This window comes from Ruminococcus sp. (assembly GCF_024684275.1).
In genome coordinates this window covers 1-26,300 of sequence record NZ_JAIKXF010000038.1, presented here as the reverse complement: position 1 = coordinate 26,300, position 26,300 = coordinate 1, and the positions used below count along the sequence as shown (strand labels likewise).

Annotated in this window: 24 protein-coding genes; 6 read left to right on the top strand and 18 right to left on the bottom strand. The window is 46.9% G+C overall.

Features of this window, described 5'->3' with window-relative positions; genetic code table 11:
• The first annotated feature begins 289 nt into the window (after positions 1 to 289).
• Positions 290 to 1,279 carry a diaminopimelate dehydrogenase gene (locus K5677_RS04155; RefSeq protein ID WP_296725019.1) on the top strand — a complete coding sequence of 330 codons (990 nt, stop codon included), beginning with the start codon at positions 290 to 292 and terminating at the stop codon, positions 1,277 to 1,279.
• A 74-nt stretch (positions 1,280 to 1,353) separates the two neighbouring features.
• Here the strand turns inward: K5677_RS04155 and K5677_RS04150 are convergent, their stop codons facing one another.
• From K5677_RS04150 to K5677_RS04090, 13 genes are all read right to left on the bottom strand, one after another.
• On the bottom strand, positions 1,354 to 2,427 hold the full coding sequence (locus tag K5677_RS04150; RefSeq protein WP_296725016.1) for a radical SAM protein: 1,074 nt from the start codon (positions 2,425 to 2,427) through the stop codon (positions 1,354 to 1,356).
• 3 nt (positions 2,428 to 2,430) lie between these two features.
• Entirely contained in the window at positions 2,431 to 3,225 is a 795-nt protein-coding gene (locus K5677_RS04145; protein ID WP_296725013.1) for a dockerin type I repeat-containing protein, read from the bottom strand.
• A gap of 32 nt (positions 3,226 to 3,257) precedes the next feature.
• A complete protein-coding gene (locus K5677_RS04140) occupies positions 3,258 to 4,103 on the bottom strand; it encodes a dockerin type I repeat-containing protein (RefSeq protein WP_296725009.1) in 846 nt (281 codons plus the stop codon).
• Between the two features lie 119 nt (positions 4,104 to 4,222).
• On the bottom strand, positions 4,223 to 4,579 hold the full coding sequence (locus K5677_RS04135; protein WP_296725007.1) for a hypothetical protein: 357 nt from the start codon (positions 4,577 to 4,579) through the stop codon (positions 4,223 to 4,225).
• Positions 4,580 to 4,846: 267 nt separating this feature from the next.
• Entirely contained in the window at positions 4,847 to 6,004 is a 1,158-nt protein-coding gene (locus tag K5677_RS04130) for an FtsW/RodA/SpoVE family cell cycle protein (protein ID WP_296725006.1), read from the bottom strand.
• A 71-nt stretch (positions 6,005 to 6,075) separates the two neighbouring features.
• Complete coding sequence (locus tag K5677_RS04125; RefSeq protein WP_296725004.1) at positions 6,076 to 7,602, bottom strand: YifB family Mg chelatase-like AAA ATPase; 1,527 nt, start codon at positions 7,600 to 7,602, stop codon at positions 6,076 to 6,078.
• A gap of 13 nt (positions 7,603 to 7,615) precedes the next feature.
• The gene (locus K5677_RS04120; RefSeq protein ID WP_296725001.1) at positions 7,616 to 8,398 is read right to left on the bottom strand and encodes a hypothetical protein; all 783 of its coding nucleotides are present in this window, start codon (positions 8,396 to 8,398) and stop codon (positions 7,616 to 7,618) included.
• A 259-nt stretch (positions 8,399 to 8,657) separates the two neighbouring features.
• Positions 8,658 to 9,185, bottom strand: coding sequence for a S1 RNA-binding domain-containing protein (locus K5677_RS04115; RefSeq protein WP_296724999.1), 528 nt, complete (start codon positions 9,183 to 9,185; stop codon positions 8,658 to 8,660).
• A gap of 40 nt (positions 9,186 to 9,225) precedes the next feature.
• Positions 9,226 to 9,528 carry a hypothetical protein gene (locus tag K5677_RS04110; RefSeq protein WP_296724997.1) on the bottom strand — a complete coding sequence of 101 codons (303 nt, stop codon included), beginning with the start codon at positions 9,526 to 9,528 and terminating at the stop codon, positions 9,226 to 9,228.
• Positions 9,476 to 10,063: a spore cortex biosynthesis protein YabQ gene (yabQ, locus tag K5677_RS04105; protein ID WP_296724994.1), complete on the bottom strand. Its 588-nt coding sequence runs from the start codon at positions 10,061 to 10,063 to the stop codon at positions 9,476 to 9,478. The genes K5677_RS04110 and yabQ overlap by 53 nt, the downstream gene beginning before the upstream one ends.
• On the bottom strand, positions 10,060 to 10,338 hold the full coding sequence (yabP, locus tag K5677_RS04100; RefSeq protein WP_296724991.1) for a sporulation protein YabP: 279 nt from the start codon (positions 10,336 to 10,338) through the stop codon (positions 10,060 to 10,062). The genes yabQ and yabP overlap by 4 nt, the downstream gene beginning before the upstream one ends.
• 68 nt (positions 10,339 to 10,406) lie before the next feature.
• Positions 10,407 to 11,573 (bottom strand): hypothetical protein, encoded by a 1,167-nt coding sequence (locus K5677_RS04095; protein ID WP_296724989.1) that lies wholly within the window; start codon positions 11,571 to 11,573, stop codon positions 10,407 to 10,409.
• Positions 11,574 to 11,631: 58 nt separating this feature from the next.
• Positions 11,632 to 12,726 (bottom strand): DUF3810 domain-containing protein, encoded by a 1,095-nt coding sequence (locus tag K5677_RS04090; RefSeq protein WP_296724987.1) that lies wholly within the window; start codon positions 12,724 to 12,726, stop codon positions 11,632 to 11,634.
• 265 nt (positions 12,727 to 12,991) lie between these two features.
• On the opposite strand from K5677_RS04090, the gene K5677_RS04085 reads away from it, so the two are divergent.
• Entirely contained in the window at positions 12,992 to 14,110 is a 1,119-nt protein-coding gene (locus K5677_RS04085) for a dockerin type I domain-containing protein (RefSeq protein ID WP_296724985.1), read from the top strand.
• Between the two features lie 44 nt (positions 14,111 to 14,154).
• On the opposite strand, the gene K5677_RS04080 is transcribed toward K5677_RS04085, so the two are convergent.
• The 3 genes from K5677_RS04080 to K5677_RS04070 all read right to left on the bottom strand — a co-directional run bounded on the left by K5677_RS04080 (position 14,155) and on the right by K5677_RS04070 (position 17,109).
• A complete protein-coding gene (locus K5677_RS04080) occupies positions 14,155 to 14,769 on the bottom strand; it encodes a hypothetical protein (protein ID WP_296724983.1) in 615 nt (204 codons plus the stop codon).
• Positions 14,770 to 14,833: 64 nt separating this feature from the next.
• Entirely contained in the window at positions 14,834 to 16,540 is a 1,707-nt protein-coding gene (locus K5677_RS04075) for an NAD(P)H-hydrate dehydratase (protein ID WP_296724981.1), read from the bottom strand.
• Positions 16,541 to 16,584: 44 nt separating this feature from the next.
• A complete protein-coding gene (locus K5677_RS04070; RefSeq protein ID WP_296724978.1) occupies positions 16,585 to 17,109 on the bottom strand; it encodes a hypothetical protein in 525 nt (174 codons plus the stop codon).
• A gap of 747 nt (positions 17,110 to 17,856) precedes the next feature.
• On the opposite strand from K5677_RS04070, the gene pheS reads away from it, so the two are divergent.
• The 4 genes from pheS to K5677_RS04050 all read left to right on the top strand — a co-directional run bounded on the left by pheS (position 17,857) and on the right by K5677_RS04050 (position 23,500).
• The gene (pheS, locus tag K5677_RS04065; RefSeq protein WP_296724975.1) at positions 17,857 to 18,885 is read left to right on the top strand and encodes a phenylalanine--tRNA ligase subunit alpha; all 1,029 of its coding nucleotides are present in this window, start codon (positions 17,857 to 17,859) and stop codon (positions 18,883 to 18,885) included.
• Between the two features lie 2 nt (positions 18,886 to 18,887).
• Positions 18,888 to 19,454: a hypothetical protein gene (locus K5677_RS04060; protein WP_296724973.1), complete on the top strand. Its 567-nt coding sequence runs from the start codon at positions 18,888 to 18,890 to the stop codon at positions 19,452 to 19,454.
• Between the two features lie 18 nt (positions 19,455 to 19,472).
• Entirely contained in the window at positions 19,473 to 21,929 is a 2,457-nt protein-coding gene (gene pheT / locus K5677_RS04055) for a phenylalanine--tRNA ligase subunit beta (protein WP_296724971.1), read from the top strand.
• A gap of 200 nt (positions 21,930 to 22,129) precedes the next feature.
• On the top strand, positions 22,130 to 23,500 hold the full coding sequence (locus K5677_RS04050) for a hypothetical protein (protein ID WP_296724969.1): 1,371 nt from the start codon (positions 22,130 to 22,132) through the stop codon (positions 23,498 to 23,500).
• Between the two features lie 46 nt (positions 23,501 to 23,546).
• Here K5677_RS04050 and asnA read toward each other — a convergent pair whose 3' ends face one another.
• Together asnA and asnS are read right to left on the bottom strand one after the other, a co-directional pair.
• On the bottom strand, positions 23,547 to 24,557 hold the full coding sequence (gene asnA / locus K5677_RS04045; RefSeq protein WP_296724966.1) for an aspartate--ammonia ligase: 1,011 nt from the start codon (positions 24,555 to 24,557) through the stop codon (positions 23,547 to 23,549).
• Between the two features lie 206 nt (positions 24,558 to 24,763).
• Entirely contained in the window at positions 24,764 to 26,134 is a 1,371-nt protein-coding gene (gene asnS, locus K5677_RS04040; RefSeq protein WP_296724964.1) for an asparagine--tRNA ligase, read from the bottom strand.
• Positions 26,135 to 26,300: the final 166 nt, after the last annotated feature.

Sequence of the window (26,300 nt, the reverse complement as noted above, 5' to 3'; positions counted from 1 at the left end):
CGTACTGACAAATATTATATCATAAAAATTCGGAAATAGCAACAATCGCGGCAAAAAAGTATGGAGCTCATTTTTTGAACAGAAAAACTGATCTGTAGGGACCGCCGCCCTCGGCGTTCCTTGTAGGAGCGCACATCGTGCGCCCGCAAACTACAACACGGGCGAACAATGTTCGCCCCTACATCATTAAATTTTGATTTAATGCTTTACAACTATGAAAAAAGGTGCTATAATGTCATTAAGCTGTGTTCAATGGCGAGCACAGTAATTATAAAGGAGGTATTTCCACATGGAAAAAATTAGAATCGGTATCTCAGGCTACGGCAACCTCGGCAGAGGCGTTGAGCTTGCGATCAGACAGAACGACGACATGGAGCTTGCAGGCATTTTCACACGCCGTGATCCATCAACAGTTAAGCCGCTCACAGCAGGTGCTAAGGTATACAGCATCGCTGACGCCGAGAAAATGGCTAAAGATATTGACGTAATGATAATCTGCGGCGGAAGCGCTACTGATCTTCCTAAGCAGACTCCCGAAATGGCTAAGCTCTTTAACGTTATCGACAGCTTCGATACACACGCACGTATCCCCGAGCACTTCGCAAACGTTGACAAGGCAGCTAAAGAGAGCGGTCACCTCGCTTTCATCTCACTTGGCTGGGATCCTGGCCTTTTCTCACTTAACAGACTTTATGCTGAGTCGATACTCCCCAACGGCAAGAGCTATACATTCTGGGGCAAGGGCGTAAGTCAGGGACATTCCGACGCTATCCGCCGCGTTGAGGGCGTTAAGAAGGGCATTCAGTACACTATCCCGATAGATGCTGCTATGGACGCTGTCCGCAGCGGCAGCCAGCCTGAGCTCACAACACGCCAGAAGCACAAGAGAGAGTGCTGGATAGTTCCCGAGGAGGGCGCTGATCTCGCTAAGATCGAGAACGAGATCAAAACAATGAAGAACTACTTCGATGAGTACGATACAACTGTAAACTTCATCAGTGAAGATGAATTCAACGCTAAGCACAACAAGATGCCTCACGGCGGCTTCGTAATGAGAAGCGGTCTCACAGGTGACGGTGAAAAGACTCATCAGATGATAGAGTACTCACTCAAGCTTGAGTCCAATCCTGAGTTCACAGCAAGCGTACTTATCTGCTATGCAAGAGCCCTTGCAAGACTCAAGGCTGAAGGCGCTACAGGCTGCAAGACAGCATTTGATATTGCTCCTGCATACCTTTCAAAGCTCAGCGGAGAAGAGCTCAGAGCTTCTATGCTCTGATAAAAGCCACAATAACGAAAAAGTACGGAAACCCGGTGTTTCCGTACTTTTTTTGTTCTATACCTAATATATCATCAGAAAAGGATATCCTTGAAGCATACCTGCGGCTTGTTATTGTCAAAATCCCAGCTGTGGTATGCGTCGCCGTGACAGAATTCCTTATGCTCGCACTTTGAACAGACCTCATTATCGTCTGCAAGATCGCGGCGGAATATCTGGAATTTGTTCTTCCAAACCTCGCTGAATCTGTCAGTGAGGATATTGCCCTGTACGAACTCTGGACGGCGCTCAATATCGAGACAGGCAACTATATCGCCGTTTGCGGTGATACTTGCCGTATAAAGTCCTGCTGTACAGAGATAGTACCAGTCACGTACCTCGCGCTCATACTCCATGCCGAGATAGTGGCTGCATCCGTAGCACACAGGCTCGCCTGCGATACGCTTGTTTCTGATGAATTCAAAGAGATACCTGTAATCATCGGGAGTAAGTATGAGCTCTGGATGCTGCTTTGCACGTCCCATAGGCTCCATATTTATAACTCGCCATGAATCTATGTCCATCTCATTGAATATCTTGAAGAGCTCGTCAAGCTCTTTTATGCTTTTGTGAGTAACAACTGTAGTGACCTGAACGCTCTCAAAGCCGCCTACGCGGATAAGGCTCTCGATACCGCTCATAGCTCTCTCATAGCCCTTTGGAGTTCTTCTGAACTCGTCGTGGGTAGCTTCAAGACCGTCGATACTTACGGAAATAGTTGCCATGCCTGTTCTTTTCAGCTCACGGGCAACATTATCATCGATGAGGGTAGCATTGCTGGTCATGCCCCACTCAAAACCCAGCTCGTGGGCAGCTCCCATAATATCGAAGAAATCCTTTCTGAGCAGAGGCTCTCCGCCTGTAATGTCAAGCATTTTGCCTTTGGTGGTCATGTCCTCCTTGACCTGCTGAAGGAACGTTCTGTACTGCTCAACGGTAAGCTCATCTGAGGTAACATCGCCGCAGTGGCTTCCGCAGTGAAGACATCTCTCGTTGCAGCGTACAGTGAGCTCAAGGAAAAGGTTTCTCAGCTGAGGCTCCTTCATGAGCTTCTGGCGGTAGTCTCTCATCTGTCTGAGGTGTTCAAGCTTCATTTTTTCGTCGAGCATATATTACTTCTCCTCTGACTGCTCAGGCTGATTAGCAGTAGTTTTTGTGGTCCGATTAGGATTTATCATCTGTTCCCTTACATTTCTTGACGGAGCGATACCGTAAAGAGTAACGATAGTATCCTGTATGGGGTAGTATATAGTAGTCGTCGTAGAAGTTGTTGTAGTATTTATATCCTGAGATGTAGTTATCTGCTCTATCTCAATATCATGGCTTCCGAACCAGTAATTGAAACGCTGCTGGAGCTCCTCCTTTGTTACCTTGCCAAGCACATACTCCTGAAGCAGAATGAGGTCGGCGATAGTAAGCTTCTTATCATTGTTCATGTCAGCGTAATATGCTTCCATCTGAGCGTCAGAATACTTATCTGTGCCCTTTACCAGCATTTTTCTTACTGCAACAAGGTCAAAGGAATCGACATTTCCGTCGAAATTGACGTCGCCCACAAAATCCTGGAGCGGAGGACCGTAAGCAGGCTGCGGAGCGGTTGTTGTGGTAGTGGTAAAATAATTCGTCCAGGTTTCGGTATTAGTTACCGATGTAGTTGTCGAAGTCTCGGAAATAAGCTTTGTTGTAGGCTGAGTGCCGTAAACGAGCTGTGTCGTCGTAGTAGTCACATCTACGAGAACTGACGGAGGCGGACCGTAAACGTCCTGTATCTGTTCTGATGCAGGATCATAAGCAGCCTCGGCAGGCGGTGCAGATGTTGGGCCCTCCCCTGCCATAACAGGCATAGCGGAAACATTTGCTGTAGCAAAAAGTGCCGCAGTTAATAACGTGTGAATTGATTTTTTCATGTTTGAACACTCCTCTCAATAATTTGCATAGTTTATTTTTCCTCATCTTCTGATGAGACCTCTATATCTATATTATTCTTAGTCTCCAATACAGCCTGATCTATAATGTCCTTTACAGGCTTTATGCCGTAGAGACTTACAACTATATCCTCTCTCGGATCGTAAGGGAAAGCAGTTGTAGTTGTGGTCTCTGTGGTCACAAAAGGCTTTTCTTTTTCATCAGCTGCTATAGTCTCAACAGTCTTGCCTAACATCATCATTTTACTTCTGTCAATATCAAATGAATCTATCTTGCCCAGAAGGAACTTCCTAAGAAGGGTAAGATCAGCGATATTCACATTATCGTCCTGATTTATGTCAGCATTATGTATCTTACGGAAATTATCATAGGACGAAAACTCCATACCGTTTATAAGCATCTTTTTCAGAGCAACTTCGTCAAATATATCGATCCGTTCATCAAGATTAAGGTCACCGAAATCCCTTATGCTCATTACAGGCCCGTAAAGAGGCTGTTGGGCAGTTGTCGTTATCGTTAATAACAACTGTGCGTCAGTTTTAGCGGTCGTCTGCTCATCATCATCAGTTGTGGTAACATCAGAATCCTCAAGTGCGGGAACAGTCCAGCTGTAATTATTCCAGTTATCATTATTTCGGTTTTCGCCAAAGAAGGATTGAGCACCATACACACTATATTGATCCTGACCTGCCAGATAATCAAAATCGTCCCAGCCCGACCAGTTCATTTCTGCATCATCAGTACCTATCGTTTTCCACTGATCATCAGAAGCAAGCTCCTCTGCTGAGACAGGAAGCGCAGACAAATTAGCTGCCGCGAACATAGCCGCAGTGAAGACAGTACGCAATGACTTTTTCATAAAAACACATCCTCCGAAAAACAGTGCCATATAATAAATGCACTGAAACATATAAGTTTTTTCTGTCGCTTCAAACTTTGTAGGCGTGCACAAATAATTATGCTCCTTATTGTGCAATTCTACTGTCCAAAGCTTTCGGGCGGCCCATATACCAGCTGTATCTTGTCCTCCTCGGGAGCATACGGCTTTGTTTCCTCTTCTATATCTTTATTTTCTGTTACAGGCGGACCATAAATCTCCTCAACAATATCCTTTGACGGATCGTAAGCAGCTGTAGTTGTGGCAGAAGATGTGACCTCCTCAGCCTCAGGAGCGCCGTATTCCGTCTGCATCGGCTCTGTAACGACTGTCGCAGCTTCGGTTACAGGCGGTCCGTAAACGTCCTGAACATTATCGCTGCCGTGGTCGCAGCCTCCGAGCACAGCCGCTCCTGAAAGGATAGCAGCCATAAGAGCAGTCTTTTTAGTCTTCTTCATATACAGCCCTCCTGACATATATATAGATATTATTATTTTACTCCATATATAAGAATTTGTCAACCATAGCCATACATATTGGAGATAATTGCAAATTTTTGTGGCGATTTTTCACAAATTGGCTGTGTCTGATTTATGCAGTGCTACAATTTTATTTTTAAATTTATTCATATTCAATGCATTTACGTTGAAAACGCAGGCTTTTGGGAGCATATATGAAAGAGCAGATAACTCCTGCATAAAAAAAGAGCGCTTTAGCGCCCTTTCTTATTCATCTTCGTCCTCGTCATAGAAAACATTGTAATTAACAGCTCTGTGGCTGTAGGTGCTGAGAACAAGTCCGATTATAGCATACATACTTATCATAGCCGTACCGCCTGCGCTGAGGAATGGCAGCGGAACTCCGATAACAGGAGCTACCTTGAGCACCATTCCGATATTCATGATACAGTGGGTAAGGATAAGCCCGAATGCACCCATGCAGATGAATTTTCCCAGATGATCGCGGCAAACGCGGCTGTCTCCGAATATCTTCAGACAGATATAGGCGAGGATTATAACAAGTCCCACAGTGCCGATAAAGCCGAAAACCTGACCTGCATAGGTAAAAATAAAGTCGTTGTGTATCTCGGGAACGGTGATGTAGTCATCAGGCTTGCCGAAAAGCCCCTTGCCGAAAACTCCTCCTGATTTCAGAGCCGCAAGGCCGAGATCCTGCTGATACTCGATATACTCGGGATCAGTACCCGGGTGAAAGAGTATGAGTATACGCTTTTTGTGGAACTCGCTGAGCATGAAGAACCACATGGCAGCTACTCCTGCCGCCACAAAAAAGGGCGCTGCAACGAGGTATTTCCAAGATATTTTTGCAGAGCATATCATAAACGCGAATATTCCTGCGAAAACTATAGCCGTTCCGTAGTCGCCCTGCAAACCGACGATACCAATGGGTATCATACCGTGTATAATTATCAGCAGCATATGCAGGGGCTTGTTCATCTCCTCCTCATCACGGGAGAGGTGATAGCCAAAAGTCAGTATGAACGCCAGCTTCAGCACCTCTGAGGGCTGGAACTGGATAAATCCGAGGTTGAGCCACGCCTGATCGTCCGCGCCCTCACGCCTGTAACCCAGCGACGTAAAGGTCAGGGCTGTCAGCGCCAGTGCTACGGGAACGAATACCACCCACAGCTTAACAAGCTTGCGGTAATCGATAAAGGAGATTATCACCGCAGCCACAATGCCTGCACCCATAGAAAACGCCTGTGTTTTCCAGTAGCTTGAGCCAACGGTCTCCAATACCTTGTTGTATGTGATAGAGTATATCAGCAGAGTACTGATAGCGGCGCATAGTGTTACCGCAAAGAGCAGTCCTCCGTCGATACTGTGCTTACCCGAGGGTAATTTTTTGAATGCCGATTTCATTGTTTCTCCTTAATTTTTCTTTCTTTTTGTTTTTCAGAACACGGTCTAATGTGCAAATCAGTCCTGCCATGTCACTCGTTCCAGTATTTGCGGTCAAGGCTGCGGAACTGTGCCGCTGCGGCAACGTGCTGCTTCTGTATGACCTCAGAGCCATCTATATCCGCGATAGTACGTGCTACCTTCAGTATCCTGTCGTAGGCTCTCGCACTGAGTCCGAGCCTGTCAAATACATTCTTCATAAGCTTTTCCGCCGCCTCGTCCATCGGACAGAATTCCTGCAATTTATCGGGAGTTATCAGGGCATTGCAGGTTATACCCGTGTCTCTGAAGCGCTCCTTCTGAATCTCTCTTGCCGCTATAACACGCTTTCTTATCTCAGCCGAGCTCTCCTCCTTTGCCTTTGAAGCAAGGTCTCCGAACTCTACGGGAGCTACCTCGATATGGAGGTCAAAACGGTCAAGGAGCGGTCCCGATATCTTTGAAAGATAGCCTGTGACCTTATTTTTAGGGCATATGCACTTTCTCTTAGGGTGTCCGTAATATCCGCAGGGACATGGATTCATAGCTCCAATGAGCATTATCGTACAGGGATAGGTCACCGTTCCCGATGCACGGGCGATAGTCACCTTTCTGTCCTCTAAGGGCTGACGGAGTATCTCCAGTGTCTTGCGGTCAAACTCCGCAAGCTCGTCCAGAAACAATAGTCCGTTATGAGCGAGGGACACCTCACCGGGGTGAGGGACTGTTCCGCCGCCTGCAAGACCTGCCGACGAGATAGTATGGTGCGGTGAGCGGAAAGGTCTTTTTGTTATTATGGGCATTTCGGGAGTAAGTAATCCCGAAATTGAATGTATTTTCGTAGTTTCGAGAGCTTCCTCAAAGGTAAGGGGCGGAAGTATTGACGGCATACGCTTTGCAAGCATACTCTTTCCGCTTCCCGGCGAACCTATGAGCAGGGCATTGTGTCCGCCTGCTGCGGCTATTTCCAGAGCTTTTTTCGCAGACTGCTGACCTCTTACGTCAGCAAAATCCAGAGGCTCGTTGTACGCAGCTTCGGGCGGTATATAGTGCTCGCAGGGCACAAGGAGCTCCTCATTTCGGAAATGTCGGATAAGCTCCTCAGCGTTGTGAACAGCGTAAATATCCACCCCGTCGATAACAGAAGCCTCCTTTGCGTTATCAGCAGGCACGAACACCGACTTTACCCCTGTCTCACGGGCAAGCATGACCATAGGAAGAACTCCGTTTATGCGGCGTATATCGCCGTTGAGGGATATTTCTCCGATGAATGAGCAGCCGTCGGTATCCTCGGTTATCATTCTCATACCGCGGAGGACAGCCATAAATATCGCCATATCATGAACTGAGCCGCTCTTTTTTGTGTCAGCGGGAGCAAGATTTATCATTACCGAAGCCACAGGGAAGCTGATACTGCATGATCTCAGTGCGGCGCGGATACGCTCGCGGCTCTCTCTGACAACAGTATCGGGCAGTCCGACTATCTCAAACATCGGATTTCCGCGGCTGATATCTATCTCTACATCTACGGGAAAGGCGTTAAGCCCGAAAAGCCCGAGACTTGAAACCTTTGCAAACATAGTAATATCCCCCTTATCTGAGTTTTAACGGGCTGAAGGAAATAGTTCCCTCTTTTCCTGATTTTGGCTTGAACAAGCCCTCCGAGGCAACCGAACGTGATATTCCTGCTGTGTTGAGCTCGGGCATATCGCCGAGACCATTCTGCGGCATCGCATAGCTTTGGGAAATATTGACAGGCACAGCAGCAGTAGCTGTGCTCTGCCTGCTCATCTTATCAAAATAATCCTTTCCCTGCTTTGTATGCAGGTAATTCTGCTGTTCCTTCTGGTCATCGTATTCGGCAACGATAACGCTGAACATGGGAAAGCCCTCTGTATTTGAGAGCTGCTCATAGTCGCGCTTATCCTTGAGAGCATTGCGGCAATAATAAATCCCCATAATGCCTATTATAGCAGTGATCACATCAAAGCCCGTAAGCGTTGCAAGAAGCGAGCTTATTGTGAGAACAATGTATATCAAAGACAATACCAAACCGAAAACCTTGCGTTTTCCCAGGTTCAGGACTGCAAAAACGATCAAAGCAGCACAGCACAGCACCTGAGCAAATCCGAAGCCGAAGCTTACATTGAAGGCGCCCTTGCTTATTTCCTCACTGTTGAATATCATCGGTATCCAGCCGATAACGTGCATAGGTACGCAGAGAACAGAAAAAAAGCCCATTATCAGACCGACGATCAGTGTATAAAAAAATATTCTGAGGGAGTTTTTTCCGATGGCATCAAGCCTGCCGCGGCATATTGGATAATGGGCATGATTCGGCTTTTCGCGCAGTTCCTCATTCATATATTCGTCCATTTAAGTCTCCATGTATGTTATAAATCAAAATTTAATGATGTAGGGGCGCACAATGTGCGCCCGCAAACATACACATCAATTTTGACACGGGCGAACAATGTTCGCCCCTACAATACCAATTTTTCGGGACGCCAAAGGCGTTAAATTATGATTTATATTATTATAACATACTAATCCAAAAATAGCAACAATCGCGGCAAAAAAGTGCATCAGATATTCATTTTAGTGCAAAAAAGCCGCCCAAACGGACGGCTCTGCTTTACTTTCTTCTTGTACCGTTCTTTCTGTCGGTACTGCGCTTGAGGTCGCACATACGCTCCTCACTGGTCTGCTTGAAGCGCGACATCATATCCTCAAAGGTCATCTCTGACGGCGGTATCTGCTTTTTAGGCTCCCATATCACAGGCTTGCTGCGCTGCGGACGTTCGTTATTCTTATCGCCCTTATCAAAGCTGCGCTCGCCCTTGTCGAACTTTTCACCGTTCTTATCGCCCTTTTCAAACTTGCCCTGTCCCTTGTCAAAGCGGCGCTGACGAGGCTGTGCATCACCGTTCTCGGAAGCCTTTTTTATAGAAAGGCTCACCTTTCCTGCCTCATTGATACCGATTACCTTGACCTTAACTTCCTGCTCTTCTGTAAGATGTTCGCGGATATCGTTTACATATGTATTGGCTATCTCGGAAATATGCACCATACCGGTACCTCCGCCCTCAATATCCACGAAAGCTCCGTACTGTGTGATTCCCTTGACCTTTCCGTTGTAAACCTTACCTATTTCCAGCTGCATAAATATTTATAACTCCTTTTTATGGATCGCTCGGATCCTATTAATCCCTTGTCGTGTCGTAGAATCTGCGCTCGTCGGGATAGGCATAGCCTCTCTTCTCAAGTGCGACCTTTTCCATATATTCCTTCAGGTCATCACTGCTAAGGACACGCTGCAGCTCGGCATTTTCGGTCTCATATGCGTCTATTTTAGTCTGTATCCGCGTCATTTGCTCTTCCTTTGCTTCGCAGTCCTTATTAGTTGTAACATAAAGCACCACGCAGCCGATAAACACCGCAACTGCGGCTAACTTAACGAGAGCGCCGTTGAACAGACCTTTTTTTCTCTGTTTTTCGTGTTTCAATTTTTTTCGCAACGCTGTTCACGTTCTTTCTCTTTTTATTTGCCATTTTATTATACAACAGAAGCCGCCTGTTTAGCAATACTATTTTTATTTTTTTATATGGTTTAACAATAATTTGGAGATTTCCTACAAATTTAACATTAGCTTTTGCACGAAGAAGTGCAAAAAATGCTCCTATCGGTCTGAAAATCAGCTTTATAACAGCTCCCAGCAATGAAAAAAGCTTGCGCAGAGTTGAGTTGACGGCTTTTCCCACAGTGAAGAAATACAGAGTAAAGCCGATCACACTTCCCACAGCGAAATAAAGCCGCATCTCTCCCCTTGCGGCGGCATTTGAAAAGGCTGTCAGAGCCACCGCGTAAAGTCCGAGAAAGCCGACATCCTCAGCTGCCACAAGAAAGCTGTTGTGGGGCAACATAAGTCTCAGGACGCGAAGCACATCATAAGCCACGCCGACAAAAGCTCCCAGAAGGCAGGAAAGCCCGAATAATCGGAGCTCCTCGCTGACGGTGAAATAGGTCTCGGGAATAGTCATCGGAACAGCTTTCCAAGAGCGGATATAGGTCCCTTCTTGTCCTTGTCGCCGTAGATAAGTGCCCATATATCGCCTGTTATTGCCATATCTCCCGTTTCAACGCTCATGGCGTCGATGTGGAGCTCACGCCCCTGAATGGTCAGCTCTCCCAGCTGAGTGTAGAGGACTATCTCCCTCTCGTCGAAGCTGTCAACGTCGGTTATTCCCGAAATACTCAAGCTTTTGCGGTTTTCGAGTATCATATTGTGGTTTTGTTTTACAGTCTTGTCCTGCATGGTCTTACCTCCGATATTTGATACTTTAATCATATTCTGAGACAAGACATTATATGCAGACGACGGTATTATTTCCCAACAGCTTCAGCGCAGACATCATAAAGCTCATTCAGTGTTTTCTGCTCGGGATTTTCGTCATAAACAGCCGAACCGCTCTCATCTATGCTGTTAAATGCAACATTCGGCGGATAAGTGCCTACACCCCCCGTTCTGTCTGCATTGTCGACAGCGCAGTATACAGCCGCACCTTTATATATCACAGCAAACCATTCAAGCTCGGATATACCGCTCATGTATAAGCCTGTTCTCTGCCTGAAATATGATGTATCCAAGCTTTCGGGAGTATTAATGCTGAAGCTGTCATCAGAGCCTACTATAAAAGGTATCTCAGATTGTGTCACCGCAAAATTATTTTCCTCGTCCAATTCAACAAGAACGGTATTCAGTGCCCTATTTAGCGAGCTCAACACAGCATCCGAAGAACTGCGCCTGTCGCGTATGACATTGCCGTCAGCGTCAAGAACACTCACCTTCCAGCTCTCGCCCTTCATCATAAAAACATTCATCATGCCCTGCGAAACCTCACCTGTGCTGTCGTCCTTTATCTCAAAAGTGACATGATAACCTTCTATGAACTCAAAATCTCCTGTATGGTCCTCCCCCATAAGGTCAGACTCTATCTCGTCGAGCTCAAATCGGTTCATATTATCGGGACCGCCGTGTTCCTTTATGCTTCTTTCGAGACCTTTCATAACACCCCAGTTCTGCGTGATCGTATCTGCTTCAGAGCGCCAAAGCTCCTCTGCACTGACGATACCAAGAAATGTGACCTTTTTGTCCTCTCTATAATCCTCATACAGCTTATACTGCAAAGAGGTTATTGCTTCTTCCTCGGATATATCGCCGCCTATGGAAATACCGTCGTCTTCTCCTGCATTATCGCCCTTCATAGTTACCTTGATTATATCCGCGCAGCTGTCGGGATACTGCATAAAAAGAGTCTTTTTGCGGTCATTTGCCGCATACGCCTCAACGAAATCCTTTACCAGCTCCTCATATGAGCTGTAATAAGCCGCTTCTGTAACCGCTTCTGTAGTTTCGGCAGCTGTGGTATCCTGCACAGCCGATGTTGTTTCCGATAAAGTCTCCGAAGCTCTATCGCCTTTTGTATTTCCGCAGCCTGTAAATGCGCATAATACAGTTGTTAATGCGATGATTCCTGCAATTTTTTTCATTTTTCTTCTCCTTTGTTTTTCAAATGATATTTCTTATATAAAAAACTGCTATGTGTTATTACGGATAATAATAATCCAGCAGCAGATCAACCACCATTCCGTAGGCTCTGATGCCGTCGCCTCTGCCGTTCATTTTTATATTGGTATCTAACGCCGCAGTGGAGGCTTCGCTTACTTTTTCAGTGGAGATGACTTCCTTTGACGCATTCTCCTCCCAGTAATTCTCGGGCATGAATCTGAACCAGTCGCGGAGCACCTCATCGGATATATTGTCAGAAAGAGACATTGCTTCTCCTATTCCGTTGTCCCATACTGCGTTATGTACGTACTCCAGCGCGTCAAGATAGCCCGAATACTGAAACTCAACATTATCGCTGCCTGTAGCTGCCGCAAAGGACAGGAAATTCGCCTCGTCCTCCTGTATAAAGCCCTTTAAATGGGCAAGCTCGTGACACACCGTTGACGGCAGATTTGCCTTTACCATATCGTCGTTGTAGTTGGCTTCAACGGTGTAGGGAAGATATATTCCCGTCAGATTGGACTGGCTCATAAAATATGAGAACTGTATGGGCTTGGGCTTGGGATAATAGCCGCGGAGCTGAGGATACCTCTCGCCTGCCCGTTTCATGGCAGTCCGCGCTTCGCTTTTGAAGTCGCAGGTAAGCGTAAAGCAGCCGTCCTCGTCACGGGGCACCTCCTTTGCAAGCTCATTGCACTTCATTATCAGTGAGGCGTAGAGCTCAGTTATCTCCTCGTCGGTATGCTCATGGGAATCAGGGAAATATTTCTCGGCAAAGGGCGTACAATGGTACATTATGAAGCAGTTCATAGTCTCGGTCACGGTTATGTAGCAGATTATCCACAGGACGAATGTGCCTGTGAAAGCAGCTATTTTCCTGCGTTTGCCCTTTGCGAATATGAGCAGCAGCAGAAACAGCGGTATACCCGTTAATACCAGAGCTACAGCGGCAACTGTCAGCATTTCTCCCAGTGAAAACGGCAGAAGTCCGCTTATGAATGATATGCAGTTCGATATTACAGGAAATATCCTTGTAACGTAAAAGTCCGCAAATGGACGGCTTAAACGTGCTGTAATGTTAAGAATTATCATCAGACCTATCAATATAAGGGGGATGCTGTATCTCTTTTTCATTGCCGACCTCCCGAAAAGTAATATATAAAATTATACCACAAATCCACTTATCCTGCAACCGCCATTATTTGTCAGCGGCTGTATACCTGCACAAATATATATATATATATATAACAGCGTATTTTGTAAATACCTACAAATCAAAATTATTTTCGGAAATAAGTGAGAGTATCCGCTGTTTCAAACGTCTAATTAGTAGAGAAGCAAAAAGCTCAGATAACAAAGGAAAGTAAACATATAAAATATGATTAAAGGAGGTCATCTTATGAAAAAAAGGCTGTTTTCAGCTGCTATTACAGCGGCAGTGACATTATCGGCTTTAACGGCTGTTCCTACTTGCGTTACAGCAGAAAACGCCGAACCAGTCAGCAGTGTATCGACAGAAAGCGAACAGACAAAAAATTACTGGATATTCTACAAGAATATCAATACATCAGAGATCGACTCTGTCGCCAACCAAAAGGCTCATGATTATGAGTACTCACTCTATGATACCGAAAAGGACGCAAGAACTATCGAAAGACTTGTGACCGATTACTATCAGAGCATAAGACTGGAAATGTTGAAGGAAGCCTTCGCAGAAAAGTCCGCTGAGATACTCAGCGAGCTTGGTGTTGAGCCCTCCGCCGCATGGTGCAGCCAGTTTACCCCGTCTATAGTATGTTCTCTCACGGACGAGCAGTACAAAAAGGCTGTTGATATGGACATAATAACCGAGGTAAACCTCTATACACCGCCTGACCTCCAGCCTGCCACTGACATTGCAGACGCTCTTGAAAAAAAGGAAGAAATCCTCAATGCCTACACCCGCAGCACAGACGGCAAATCTCTCTGCGATGACTATGTTAAGTTCGATGTTGTATTAAACGCAGGCATGGACAACAGGACCGATTATCTTGTGGTCTACGGCTTAAAGAGCAAGGACGATATAAGCAAGGTAAAATCACAGCTGGATAAGAAACATTTCTGGGAGAACCCCACAATGGAGCTTTACAGCGGCGTTAGCCTCTATGACATTGCCAAAAGTCAGGGAAACCGTATAACACCTGTCATTTTTGTGGAGGACGAAGCTCTTGGCTGGGCATTTCCCGTATCCGTAAAGGAGTACTCAGAGCAGGTCGGCTTTGACGTTTCTCCATACATCATAAGCCTCGGCGACGGCAACGGCGACTATAAGATAGACGCCCTTGACGCATCAGAAGCCCTTAGCCTTTACTCTGCGATACAGACTCAAAAGGACGCGGTTTATTCTGCCGAACAGCTCAAGCATCTTGACGTTGACAAGGACGGAGCTGTAAATGCTCTTGACGCATCGGAGCTTCTTTCCTATTATGCGTTCACCGCAACAGGAGGAACGTCTTCGCTGACGGACTTCCTTAAATAAACATCATACCGCCAAAAACCGCAGGTCATGCCTGCGGTTTGCTTTTACTGTTCAGATGATGTTGTGTCAGCAGCAGTTGTTTCCACGGCTTCTGCGGTCTCCGCAGAAGTAACGGAAGTCCTCTGCTCTATGGCTGTCTCAGCGGTTTTCATCTCTGAAAATCTCATAGTCAGCTTGTTGTTGGGCATTTCAAAGCCGCTGAGCAGACCGTCCTTATCAACAGAAAGGGTATAGTCTCCGCCGTCAAGACTGCCGCTTATTTTCAGCATACCGCCGCTCTCCTCGCCGCTGAGCTCCGCAAGCCTTGCGTTGTCCTCAACAGCCTTGATGAGATTGAGCATCATAGCCTTAACGGGCACAGCCGACTGAGGCACTGAAAAGCTTAGCCCCTTGTATGACGCAAGCACATTGCCCTCGCTGAATTCCAGCTTTACGCCGCTGAGAGTATTCGGCTCTGAGAATTCTATCTCCCACACGCCCTCGCCGTAGCGCTTTATCTCACCCTCGGCTTCAAGGCGGTCAAGGGTTATGCTCACAGCTGCCGAAAAAGCACAGCCGAGGCCGTTTTTCCGTGAGCTATCGCCCCCTGTCGGCACAGCGCAGGCTGCAAGACACAGCGCCGCAGCAATAGTCAGTACGAATGTGAATATCCTTTTCATGTTACCAGCTCCCATAGAGTTATGATAATGATTTTCACATCCGACCGTAATTAGTGTGCTCTGCTCAAACGGTCATATTTTTCTTCTTTTCCTTTAAAATGCCGAAAGCGTCGGAGATATTGCTGATGATATCCCTCGGCAGCATAGCCTCCATGCCCAGCTTCTGAGCTGCCGTATCGCCTGCAAGTCCATGCATATAGACGCCTGCGCAGGCTCCGTCGAATACACCGCAGCCCTGTGCAACAGCAGCACCTATCATGCCTGCCAGCACATCGCCGCTGCCGCCGACGCTCATGCCTGCGTTGCCTGTATGGTTAGCGGCTGTGGAGTGGCTGTCTGCCACAACAGTGCCTGCTCCCTTGAGCACAACGGTTATGCCGAACTGTTCAGCGTACTTCTCGGCGGCAATGAGCCTGTTTTCGGCTATCATCTCGGTTTCGCAGCTGAGAAGTCTTGCCATTTCGCCCATATGGGGAGTAATGATGATGTCCGTGCGCTTCTTCATTAAAATATCTATGTCCTTAGCTATGCAGTTTATTCCATCTGCGTCGATAATTACAGGACAGGGAGCATTCTGAGTTATAAATTTCGTAAGCTCTATGGTATCGGGAGTTACTCCCATGCCGCAGCCTATAACTACTGCATCAGCCTTTTTCATGGCTTCTTCAAGGGGCTCGCGGCTGGTATCATAGAGCATATAGCCGTAATCGTCGCTGTCGAGCTCCAGAAATGTTGCCTCGGGAGCAAGCACGGATACGGTATCTATGCATTTCTCAACAGATGCAAGTCGTACAAGTCCCACGCCGCTGCGGAGAGCTCCCAGCACTGCAAATGCCGCAGCTCCGCGCATCGATGAGCTGCCTGCGATAACGAGGACAGTTCCGAAATCGCCCTTATGCGCATCTCTGCTGCGCTTTGGCGGATATGAGGCGAGGAAATTCCTCTCGATACGGAAATAGTGCCGCTCGCCGTCAAGTATCTTCAGTGCCTCCTCGGGGATACCGATGTCAGCGACTGTTACCCTTCCGCAGTATTTCTTCATCGGGAACTGTGACATTCCCGACTTGATAAAGCCGAAGGTGATAGTCTCGTCAGCCTTGAATATGCCTAAAGCCGCTGTTCCCGAGGAGCTGTTTCCGCCGCTGGGGACGTCGACCGCAATACGGTATGCTCCCGAGCCTATACCGAAAATGCCCATTGTATCCTTGTCAAGCTGTCCGTGGAAGCCGGTTCCGAAAACGCCGTCCACCAGCACCTGTGCGCCTACGACAGCGCCCTTTATGAGCCCCATGCGGTTCTTCTCGGCAAGGAGTATATCATCAAGGGGATTGTGCTCCTTCCTGCCGTCAGAGCTGTCAGTGTTTTTGGGCTGTATTGTCATATAGTCAAGCTCTGCCGCCTCGATAGCCGCCTCAACATTGCCGCTGCGGAAGCCCTCGATAAAGGTTATCCTATCACGGGGCAGTCTGCTGAGCATTTCCTGAGCCAGCTCAGTTTTTGGAAGTCCGCCTATATGGATAATAGTTATCCTGTATCCCTTATAGACAAGGATATTCGCCGCCGCGAAGCAGTCTCCGCCGTTATTTCCCGTACCTGCAAGGAATACCACCGAGCAGTACTCCGGCTTCAGCTTTGCCTCTGCGGTGCAGTAATTCTCAATGAGCTCCGCAAGCTTTACGCCTGCATTTTCCATGAGCTGTCTTTTGGACACGCCCAGCTTCTCGGAGCGCTCTTCAAGTCTGCTCATTTGCTTTGGTGTAACTATCTGCATATAAATGACCTCCCCTTTTTACACTGATATTTTATATGCCCCCGTTAAAGCTGCTTGTTTCTCAGCTTAGCAGGAAGTGCTTTTTTGATATTTTCGAGCATTCTCTCGTCGGGTGCGAAGATAAGTCTTGCTGAACCAACATTTTCATCGTTGAAATCAGCATAATACTCATGTGAAGCTATATTGTCAGTAGCAAGTATGACCGTCATGTCATCTGATTCCTCCATACCGTCATTGTATTTGCCGAAATCGGTAAACTGGCGGATATTTGTAGAGAGCATTTCACGGCGCTTTTTCTTGGCGATTATCTTGTCCACGTCCAGATCGCCGTTGGTGAAGGTATATTCATACTCAACGTAGGTATTCTGTACGTAATGATAGGTTCCGTAGCCTGCGGTTGCCGCAAGCACCAAGCCGAGCAGTGACATTACAGGATTGCTGAGCTGGAGTATAGAAAGCCCCGCAAGTGCCAGTGTAAAGAGGCTGCCCACAACTATTACCATTACACGTCTTGCCCTGTCAGAAGCCGTTTCGTTCTTTTTTACCAGCTGTTCTGCAAAATTATCCATTGTTTTATCTCCGTTCATTTATTATTTATTTAAATTGAAGCTGTACTTTATATAATAGCATATTTCTCCGAAAATATCAACAGAAACTGCGAAAATATCACATATTTTCTTTCTTAGTTCTTAGATATGCAGACTGCCAGCGGCTCACTTTCACGCGCATAGATATGCCTTTCATCTATTATCACTCGCAGCTGTTTCTCAACTTACGCATAAATCTTTGCGCGGAGTCGGCGCCAGCGGCTCGCTGGGCAGATTGCAACAATTCACTGTATTTTTTCCAATTGCTTCATGTCTTTTTCACAAGTTTTGGGCAAGATGAGTTTTTTTTCAAAAAATACTTGATTTTTTTTGATTTCAGCTATATAATTGATGTATAAACCCTATGACCGAGAGAGTAAGTATGTACGTGCTTCCTCAGAGAGGAGCGCAAAGGTGAGAGCGCTCTGCAGCTGTGCATACCGAAGTTCACTTGCGAGGGGCAAGGCAGAATCGCTGTAGAGATACGGCGTAGTAGGCTGCGACGCAGGTCTGCGTTAAAGACAAGAGAGTGTCGGCTCTCCTGACCAAAGGTGGTATAAGCAAGGTTTAAGTCTTGTCCTTTAGGGCAGGACTTTTTTATTTAGTCACGACACATAAACTATTTGTAAGGGCTGGCGTCCTCGACAGCCCCTCGCCACGAGGCGAAAAAATGATATTGGCGGAACGTCGAGGACGCCGTCCCCTACACTATTTCTTTGAGGTGAAAAAATGAAAGAACAGCTTGAAAAAATCGAATCGCTGGCTAAGCAGGAGCTTGATTCCTGCACCGAGATCAAGGCGCTGGACGACCTGAGGATAAAATTCCTCGGAAAAAAAGGTGAGCTCACTGCTATCCTGAAGCAAATGGGAAAGCTCTCAGCAAAGGAACGACCTGTTATCGGTCAGCGCGCAAACAAGGCAAGAGCAGACATCGAAAAAGCTCTCGGCAGCAAGCTCGCTTCACTTAAAGCTAATGCACAGGCTGCTAAGCTGGCAGAGGAAAAGATCGATATTACCCTCCCCGGCAAACACGCTCCGTTCGGAAAGCTCCACCCGCTCACTAAGGTCGAGAACGAGATCAGAGAGATATTCATCGGAATGGGCTTCAATATCGCCGACGGTCCCGAGATTGACGACGATTACCACGTTTTCGAGGCTCTGAACCTCCCTCCCGACCACCCTGCGAGAGATACTCAGGATACATTCTATATCGATGGTACAAACGAGACAGTTCTCCTCCGTACACAGACCTCTTCCGTACAGGTCCACGTTATGGAGAACCAGAAGCCGCCTATCCGTATCATCTCTCCCGGACGTGTTTTCCGTTCCGACGCCGTTGACGCTACTCACTCCCCTCTCTTCCACCAGATAGAGGGACTCGTAGTTGACAAGGGCATAACAATGAGCGACCTCAAGGGCACTCTCGAAATGCTCATGAAGAAGCTCTACGGCAACGACTGCAAGCTCCGTTTCCGTCCTCACCACTTCCCGTTCACCGAGCCAAGCTGTGAGGTCGATATAAGCTGCTTCAACTGCGGCGGAAAGGGATGCTCAATGTGTAAGGACGAGGGCTATATCGAGCTTCTCGGCGCAGGCATGGTACACCCGAAGGTGCTGGAGAACTGCGGCATAGACCCCGAGGAGTATTCGGGCTTTGCATTCGGTCTCGGTCTTGAGCGTATGGTAATGGGACGCTACGACATCAACGACCTCCGTCTACTCTATGAGAACGATGTGAGGTTCTTAGAGCAGTTCTGAGCATGGGATATGATAAAAAAGTAAACGAGCTGAAAAAACACAACAAAATTGCAGGCATCATAGCTATAGTTCTGGGTATCCTGAGCGGAGCCATAATGCTTCCTGTAATACTTGATTCAAAAAAAGGCAGCTCACAACTGTTTATGCTTTTCGCTCTGCTTCTTCCGGCAGCTGTTATGATCGTCGGTATATGCCTCATGCTCCTGACTGATAAGAGACTTAAAAAAATGTGGGCATCTGTAGGCGTATATGATAATAATGAAATAACGGCAATGTTTGATAAAAGATATGTTTTCGATGAGTATGACGGAGATTACTTCATAACTGATGATATAATAGTAAATCTTAGCTCGCTTAAAGCCTACAGAACATCCGCTATCAAGAACATCTCAACATCGGATATCCGCGACTCAGACAACGAGGGAAGAAAGCTTTCAACGTACACATATATCATTAATTTCAAGCTAAACAGCAATGCGGCTCATAAAAAGGATTTCATGTCATTCAACTCTAAAAAAATGCGTGACAGCGCTTATGATATGATCTCCGGAATGACCTCACTCAATTGATCAGAAAGGAAAAAAGATATGAATTTATCTATGAAATGGCTCGGCGACTATGTAAAAGCCGATATGCCTATAAAGGATTTCTGCCATGCCCTCACAATGAGCGGTTCTAAGGTAGAATGTTACGAAAAAGAGGGAAGCAATATCTCGGGCGTTGTAGTTGGCAAGATACTCTCAAAGGGACCTCACGAAAATGCAGACGCCCTGTTCGTTTGTCAGGTTGACATCGGCGCAGAGGCTCCTATACAGATAGTTACAAACGCTAAGAACGTCAAGGATGGCGACCTTGTTCCCGTTGCTCTTGACGGAGCTGTTCTCCCCGAGGGCAAGATAAAGAAGTGCAAGATGCGCGGAGTTGAGAGCTTCGGTATGTTCTGCGGACTTGATACTCTCGGTCTCACAGCTCACGACTTCCCATATGCAGACCCCGAGGGCGTTTTCGTCATCGAGGAGGACTGCAAGCTTGGTGAGGATATACACACTGCTATCGGTCTTGACGATACTTCTGTTGAGTTCGAGATAACCTCAAACCGCCCCGACTGCCTCAGCGTTATCGGTCTTGCAAGAGAAACAGCCGCTACCTACGGCACAGTGCTTAAAGTTAAAGCTCCCGAGTTCAAGGGCGTTGACGGAGACATCAACTCAATGCTCAAGGTGGATATACACAACACAGAAAAGTGCCAGAGATACTGCGCAGGTATCGTTAAGAACGTTAAGATAGGTCCTTCTCCGAGATGGATGAGAGAGAGGCTTCGTGCAAGCGGTGTTCGTCCTATCAACAACTTCGTTGACATCACAAACTACGTAATGCTTGAATACGGTCAGCCTATGCACGCATTTGACCTCCGCTACGTTGAGGGCGCTCATATCAATGTCCGCAACGCTAAGAACGGCGAGAAGATAATGACTCTCGACGGCGTAGAGCGTGAGCTCACAGACGATATGCTTGTTATCGCTGACGAAAAGAAGCCTGTTGCCGTTGCAGGTATCATGGGCGGCGAATACAGCGGTATCATGGACGATACCACCACTGTTGTATTCGAGTCGGCTTACTTCGAGCCAACTCAGGTAAGACAGACCTCAAAGAAGCTCCGTCTGAAGTCAGATGCTTCCTCACGCTACGAAAAGGGAGTTGACAGACTTATCTCAATGACCTGCTTAAAGAGAGCATTTGAGCTCGTTGAAGAGCTCGGCGCAGGCGAGGTCCTCAACACTGTCATCGACTGTGACTACACAGACAAAACTCCCGCAGCTGTAGAATTCAGCCCCGAGTGGATAAATAATTTCCTCGGCACTGACATCTCAGAAGCAGATATGATAAAGTATCTCGAAAGACTTGAATTCAAGGTTGAGAACGGTAAGGTCATAGCTCCTTCATTCCGTATAGATATTGGCTGCAAGGCTGATATTGCTGAGGAGGTCGCACGTATCTACGGCTACAACAATATCCCGTCAACTGACTTCCGCGGTGTTGCAAGAGCTGAGTTCACTGAGGAGCAGAAGTTCGTCCGCACTCTGAGAAATGCAGCTGTTGCTCTCGGCGGCTATGAGATAGCTACCTACTCATTCGTATCGCCTAAGTACTTCGACAAGATACGCTTACCTCAGGACAGCAAGCTCCGCAAGGTAGTAAAAATAGTAAATCCTCTCGGCGAGGACACAAGCGTTATGAGAACTTCAACCATTCCCTCAATGCTTGACGTTCTCTCTTTCAACTACAACAACAGAAACGACAAGGCTTGTCTCTTTGAGATAGCTAAGGAGTACCTCCCTGCACAGGAGGAAAAGCCCTTCATCAACGGCGATACTCTCGCAAACAGCGGCAAGCAGAAGCACAAGTACAGCTACTCGCTCCCTGATGAGCCTCAGAAGCTCACTATCGGTATGTACGGCGGTGACGCTGACTTCTATACCTTAAAGGGCATGGTCGAGCAGATACTTTCAGAGCTCAAAATAGACGACGTTGAATATATCCGCGCTGATGACAGCGACGTATTCGACGAGAAATACGCTCTCCACCCGGGCAGAAGTGCAGTTATCCTCAAGGACGGCGCTCCCCTCGGTATCATGGGCGAGGTTCACCCCGAGGTACAGGAGACATATGAGATAGGCGTAAAGACCTACGTTGCAAAGCTCAATATCCCCGAGCTCATGGCATCTGCCGCAGAGAAGATAACCTATCAGCCTCTGCCTAAGTTCCCTGCAACTACCCGTGACCTCAGCCTTCTTGTTGATGAGGATATGCCTGTTGCAGAGCTTGAAAAGGCTATCAAGGGCGCTGTGGGCAAGATACTCGAAAAGGTCACTCTCTTCGATGTTTACCGCAGCGACGACATGAAGAAGAACGGCAAGAAGAGTATTGCTTACTCTATCTCAATGCGTTCACATGAGGGTACACTCACAGACGAGCAGGCTGACGGCGCTATGAAGCGTGTACTCAAAGCGCTCAGTGCTATCGGCGCAGAGCTCAGAGGCTGATATCAAATCATTGCAACAACTGAATAAACCGCGTAAGGGCTGCCATTGGCAGCCCTTTTTATTGTATTTATGGTCGGTTTTTGTTTCTGTAAGCAATTTATGGTTTGATTTTTGTAGGGATTTATGCTATACTGTTAAGTAACTGAATCATTGAGACAATATATAGGCAATATTGTAAACTTTATATTTAAGGAGGATATATGGCGGATAACAGTGTAATAGAAAAAGAGATCGAAGAGCTACATTCTCATCTGAACAGAATGATAGAGCTTTACAACGAAGATCATATCGACGAAGCAGGCAGCAAAACAAAGAATATCTTCGCAAAAATTATAAACGCGCTTCTGGAAGAGGCAGGACTTTCCAGTAACCTGGATGCAGTGAAAAAGATCGACTCTCTGTATCAGAACAAATGGCTAACAGATGAGGAAAATAATCATCTTCACAAATTAAGAAAAATAAGGAACCTCTTTGTCCACGACGACGATACGGAAAGCGGTAACGACGCCGAAAAACAGCAAATGCTTGAATATTATACCAATAATTTCCAGCAATGTATCAATTACTGTCAGAAAGATATCGAATGGTTCGAGAAAAAGATATACGACGTAAAGCAGGGCATAAAGGTCAATAATTCATGGAACGGCCCTCCGCAGTACGGACAGCCGAATAATCAGACCGAAGCTTATAACAGCGGCGGCTATCAGAACAACAGACCTCAATATATCCCTCCGCGGACTTACAATAACAACTGGCGCGGCGATTACCGCAACACAGCTCCTTACAGCGCTCAGGCAAAAGCCAAAGCCCCCAAGAACAAGTCCTTTATCGTGCTTATACCTGCTGTTATATCGGTGCTGATATCCCTTGCATTCATATGGTTCTTCCGCCAGACAAACCTGCTAAAGATAGCTGAAAAATACGGAGACGACGTATACTCAAAGGCTGGCATTGCCATTTTTATAGGAAGCGCCGCAGTAATACTCATAGGCGGAATATTCCTGTATGAGCTTCTGCCGCAGATAACCGCAGGAATAGTAATGGGCGCATTAACGTATTCTCTGACAGCCTCCGACCTGTGCACCGTGCTTATGGTCGTACTGACGGTGCTTCTAACGACGCGCTATTCAAGAACACTGCGCTATGTTTTCTTCTGGATAATATATGTATTCCTGATAATAGTAATTGCATCTTTATCACATCAGTTTATTCAGCATTTCTTCTGTCCCGAGGGCTCAAAGACCGAAGATGTCTTTCTGAAGATAGTACTCCCCATAGGAGCATATATCCTTGTATTTTTCTTAGGTCATTTCACTGTAATGAGGTATCTGCACCCATTCAGGAAGACACTCGGCAATAACAGAATGCCGCTGAATACACCTGTTTCGCTTCTGCTGACAGGAGCTCTGGGATATCTGCTCTACGGAACATATAACGAGAGATTCAACGCCGCAGTAAACAACGGCGAAAAGAAGGTTTTTGTATCTTACTTTACCGCCATAATTGCGTTTACTATTATTATGTACCTGATATACCTCATATGCAGCCTTTTTGAAACAAAGGACGAATAACACAAAAACTCCCGAAAGATAACTTCTTTCGGGAGTTCTTTTATTATCAAAGCAGTGTGATTCCGTTTTCTGCGCACTTCTCTATCATCTCGTCAGACCAGATAGAGGACTGTACCTCACCGATATGAGCCTTTTCAAGAAGGAACATACAGAGTCTTGACTGACCGATACCGCCGCCGATAGTAAGCGGAAGTGTGCCGTCTGCTATCATCTGGTGGTACTTGTACTGCATTCTGTCCTCAGCTCCGCACTCTGCAAGCTGCTTTTTAAGTGAGACCTCATCAACACGGATACCCATTGATGATATTTCCAGAGAGTCGTCAAGCACCTCGTCCCAGAAAAGAATATCGCCGTTGAGTGACCAGTCATCGTAGTCGGGAGCTCTGCCGTCGTGCTTCTGACCGCTTGATAGCTTTCCGCCGATACCCATAAGGAATACCGTACCGTGCTCCTTAGTGATAAGGCGCTCACGCTCATGACCTGTCTTATCGGGGTACATATCCTCCAGCTCCTGAGTTGTGATGAAGTATGGCTCGTCGCATACCTTTGCCGCAAGCTGAGGATAGCGGAGACTTACCTTGCGCTTTGTATAAGCGATAGCCTTTACTACGGACTTTACCGTATCTTTAAGGAACTGGATATTTCTCTGCTCTCTTGTGATGACCTTTTCCCAGTCCCACTGATCAACGAAAATCGAGTGTGTATTGTCTGTATCGTCATCGCGGCGGATAGCGTTCATATCGGTATAGATGCCCTCGCCTGCGCTGTAGCCGTAGCGATAGAGCGCCATACGCTTCCACTTAGCCAGTGACTGGACCACCTCTGCTTCTGCGGCGATCTCCTTTATGTCAAAGTCTACCTTGCGCTCAACGCCGTTGAGGTCGTCGTTGATACCGCTGCCCTTTTTAACGATAAGGGGAGCCGATACTCTGTCGAGAGTAAGTGCAAATGACAGAGCCTGCTGGAAGATGTCCTTGATGTACTTGATAGCGTGCTGGGTTTCTCTCAATGTGAGTGAGGACTTATAGCCCTCGGGGATATACAGCTTTTTTGACATGATTGATCACTTTCCTTTACTTGATATTTAACAGAGAACAGCGCCATTGATGCCCTCTGTGCTGTACGTTTGTTAGTTGAGCGTTCAGAGTTTAGAGTTGTGGTGTCGCATACGGCAACATTATTTAAATAACGTGATCGAAGCGAACACATTAATTCTCAACTCTCCACTTTCAACTCTAAACTTTTAACGGCAAAGCCGTTATATTATCTGATAGAACCTACAGTTCTTGGGAACAGTATTACGTCACGAATATTTGCCATGCCTGTTGTATACATGATAAGGCGCTCAAAGCCGAGACCGAAGCCGCCGTGAGGCACTGAGCCGAACTTGCGGAGGTCGAGGTAGTCGCTGTAGAGGTCGAGGTTCATCTTTCTCTCATTCATAGCAGCGATGAGCTTATCATAATCAGCCTCTCTTTCGCTGCCGCCGATTATCTCGCCGACGCCAGGTACAAGGAGGTCAACAGCAGCAACTGTCTTGCCGTCGGGATTCTGCTTCATATAGAAGGACTTTATCTCCTTTGGATAGTCTGTTACGAATACAGCCTTCTTGAATACCTTTTCAGAAAGGTATCTCTCGTGCTCTGTCTGGAGGTCGCAGCCCCACTCTACAGGGTATACGAAGTTCTCGCCCGATTTCTTGAGAAGGTCGATAGCCTCTGTATATGTTACTCTTGCGAAGTCGTGGGAGATAAGCTCCTCAAGACGTGCGATAAGTCCCTTTTCAAAGTGAGCGTCGAAGAACTTCATATCATCTGGACAGGTATCAAGGAGCTTGCGGATAACGTATTTCAGCATATTCTCAGCTATCTCGATAACGTCGTCAAGCTCTGCGAAGGCTACCTCGGGCTCGATATGCCAGAACTCGGCAAGGTGCTTGGGAGTATTGGAATTCTCGGCTCTGAACGAAGGACCGAAGGTATATATCTTACCCATAGCCATTGCAGCCATTTCGCCCTCAAGCTGGCCTGATACGGAAAGACCAGCCTTTTTGCCGAAGAAGTCGTCAGCGTAGTACTCCTCCTCGCTCTTGTAGTCCTTGCTGTAGCCGATAGTAGTTACCTGAAACATCTCGCCTGCTCCCTCACAGTCACTGCCTGTGATAAGGGGAGTATTGACGTAAACGTAGTTGTTCTTCTGGAAGTACTCGTGTATAGCAGCAGCAAGTACTGAACGTACACGCCATACTGCATTGAAAGTATTCGTTCTGCCTCTGAGGTGAGGGATAGTACGGAGGAATTCAAGTGTGTGTCCCTTCTTCTGGAGGGGGTAATCTGTAGGAGCATCGCCCAGTACGGTGATACCGTCGGGAACAGCATTTATCTCAACAGTCTCGTTTCTGCCCTCAACAGCAGTACCTGTTACCTTTACGGACATACCAACTCTTGGCTCCTTGTACTCGCTGTCGCCCTTGTCAACTACGACCTGTACGTTTTTAAGAGAGGTTCCGTCGTTTACCTCAACAAAAGCAACGCTCTTGGAGTTGCGTGATGTACGTACCCAGCCGCAGACTGTAACTTCCTTGCCTACATAGTCCTTAGTGGAGATTATCTCCTTGACATCGATGTGCTTCATAATAAACATTTCCTTTCATTATTTAATGTGCACAGGACGAGCAGGAATACAAAAAGCCCCGTCCTGAAACTACAGGACGGGGCATAATACCCGTGGTGCCACCTGAATTACCGCAAAAGCGATCACTTTTGAGCCGCTGTAACGTGCGGAATACGTCGCCCCTACT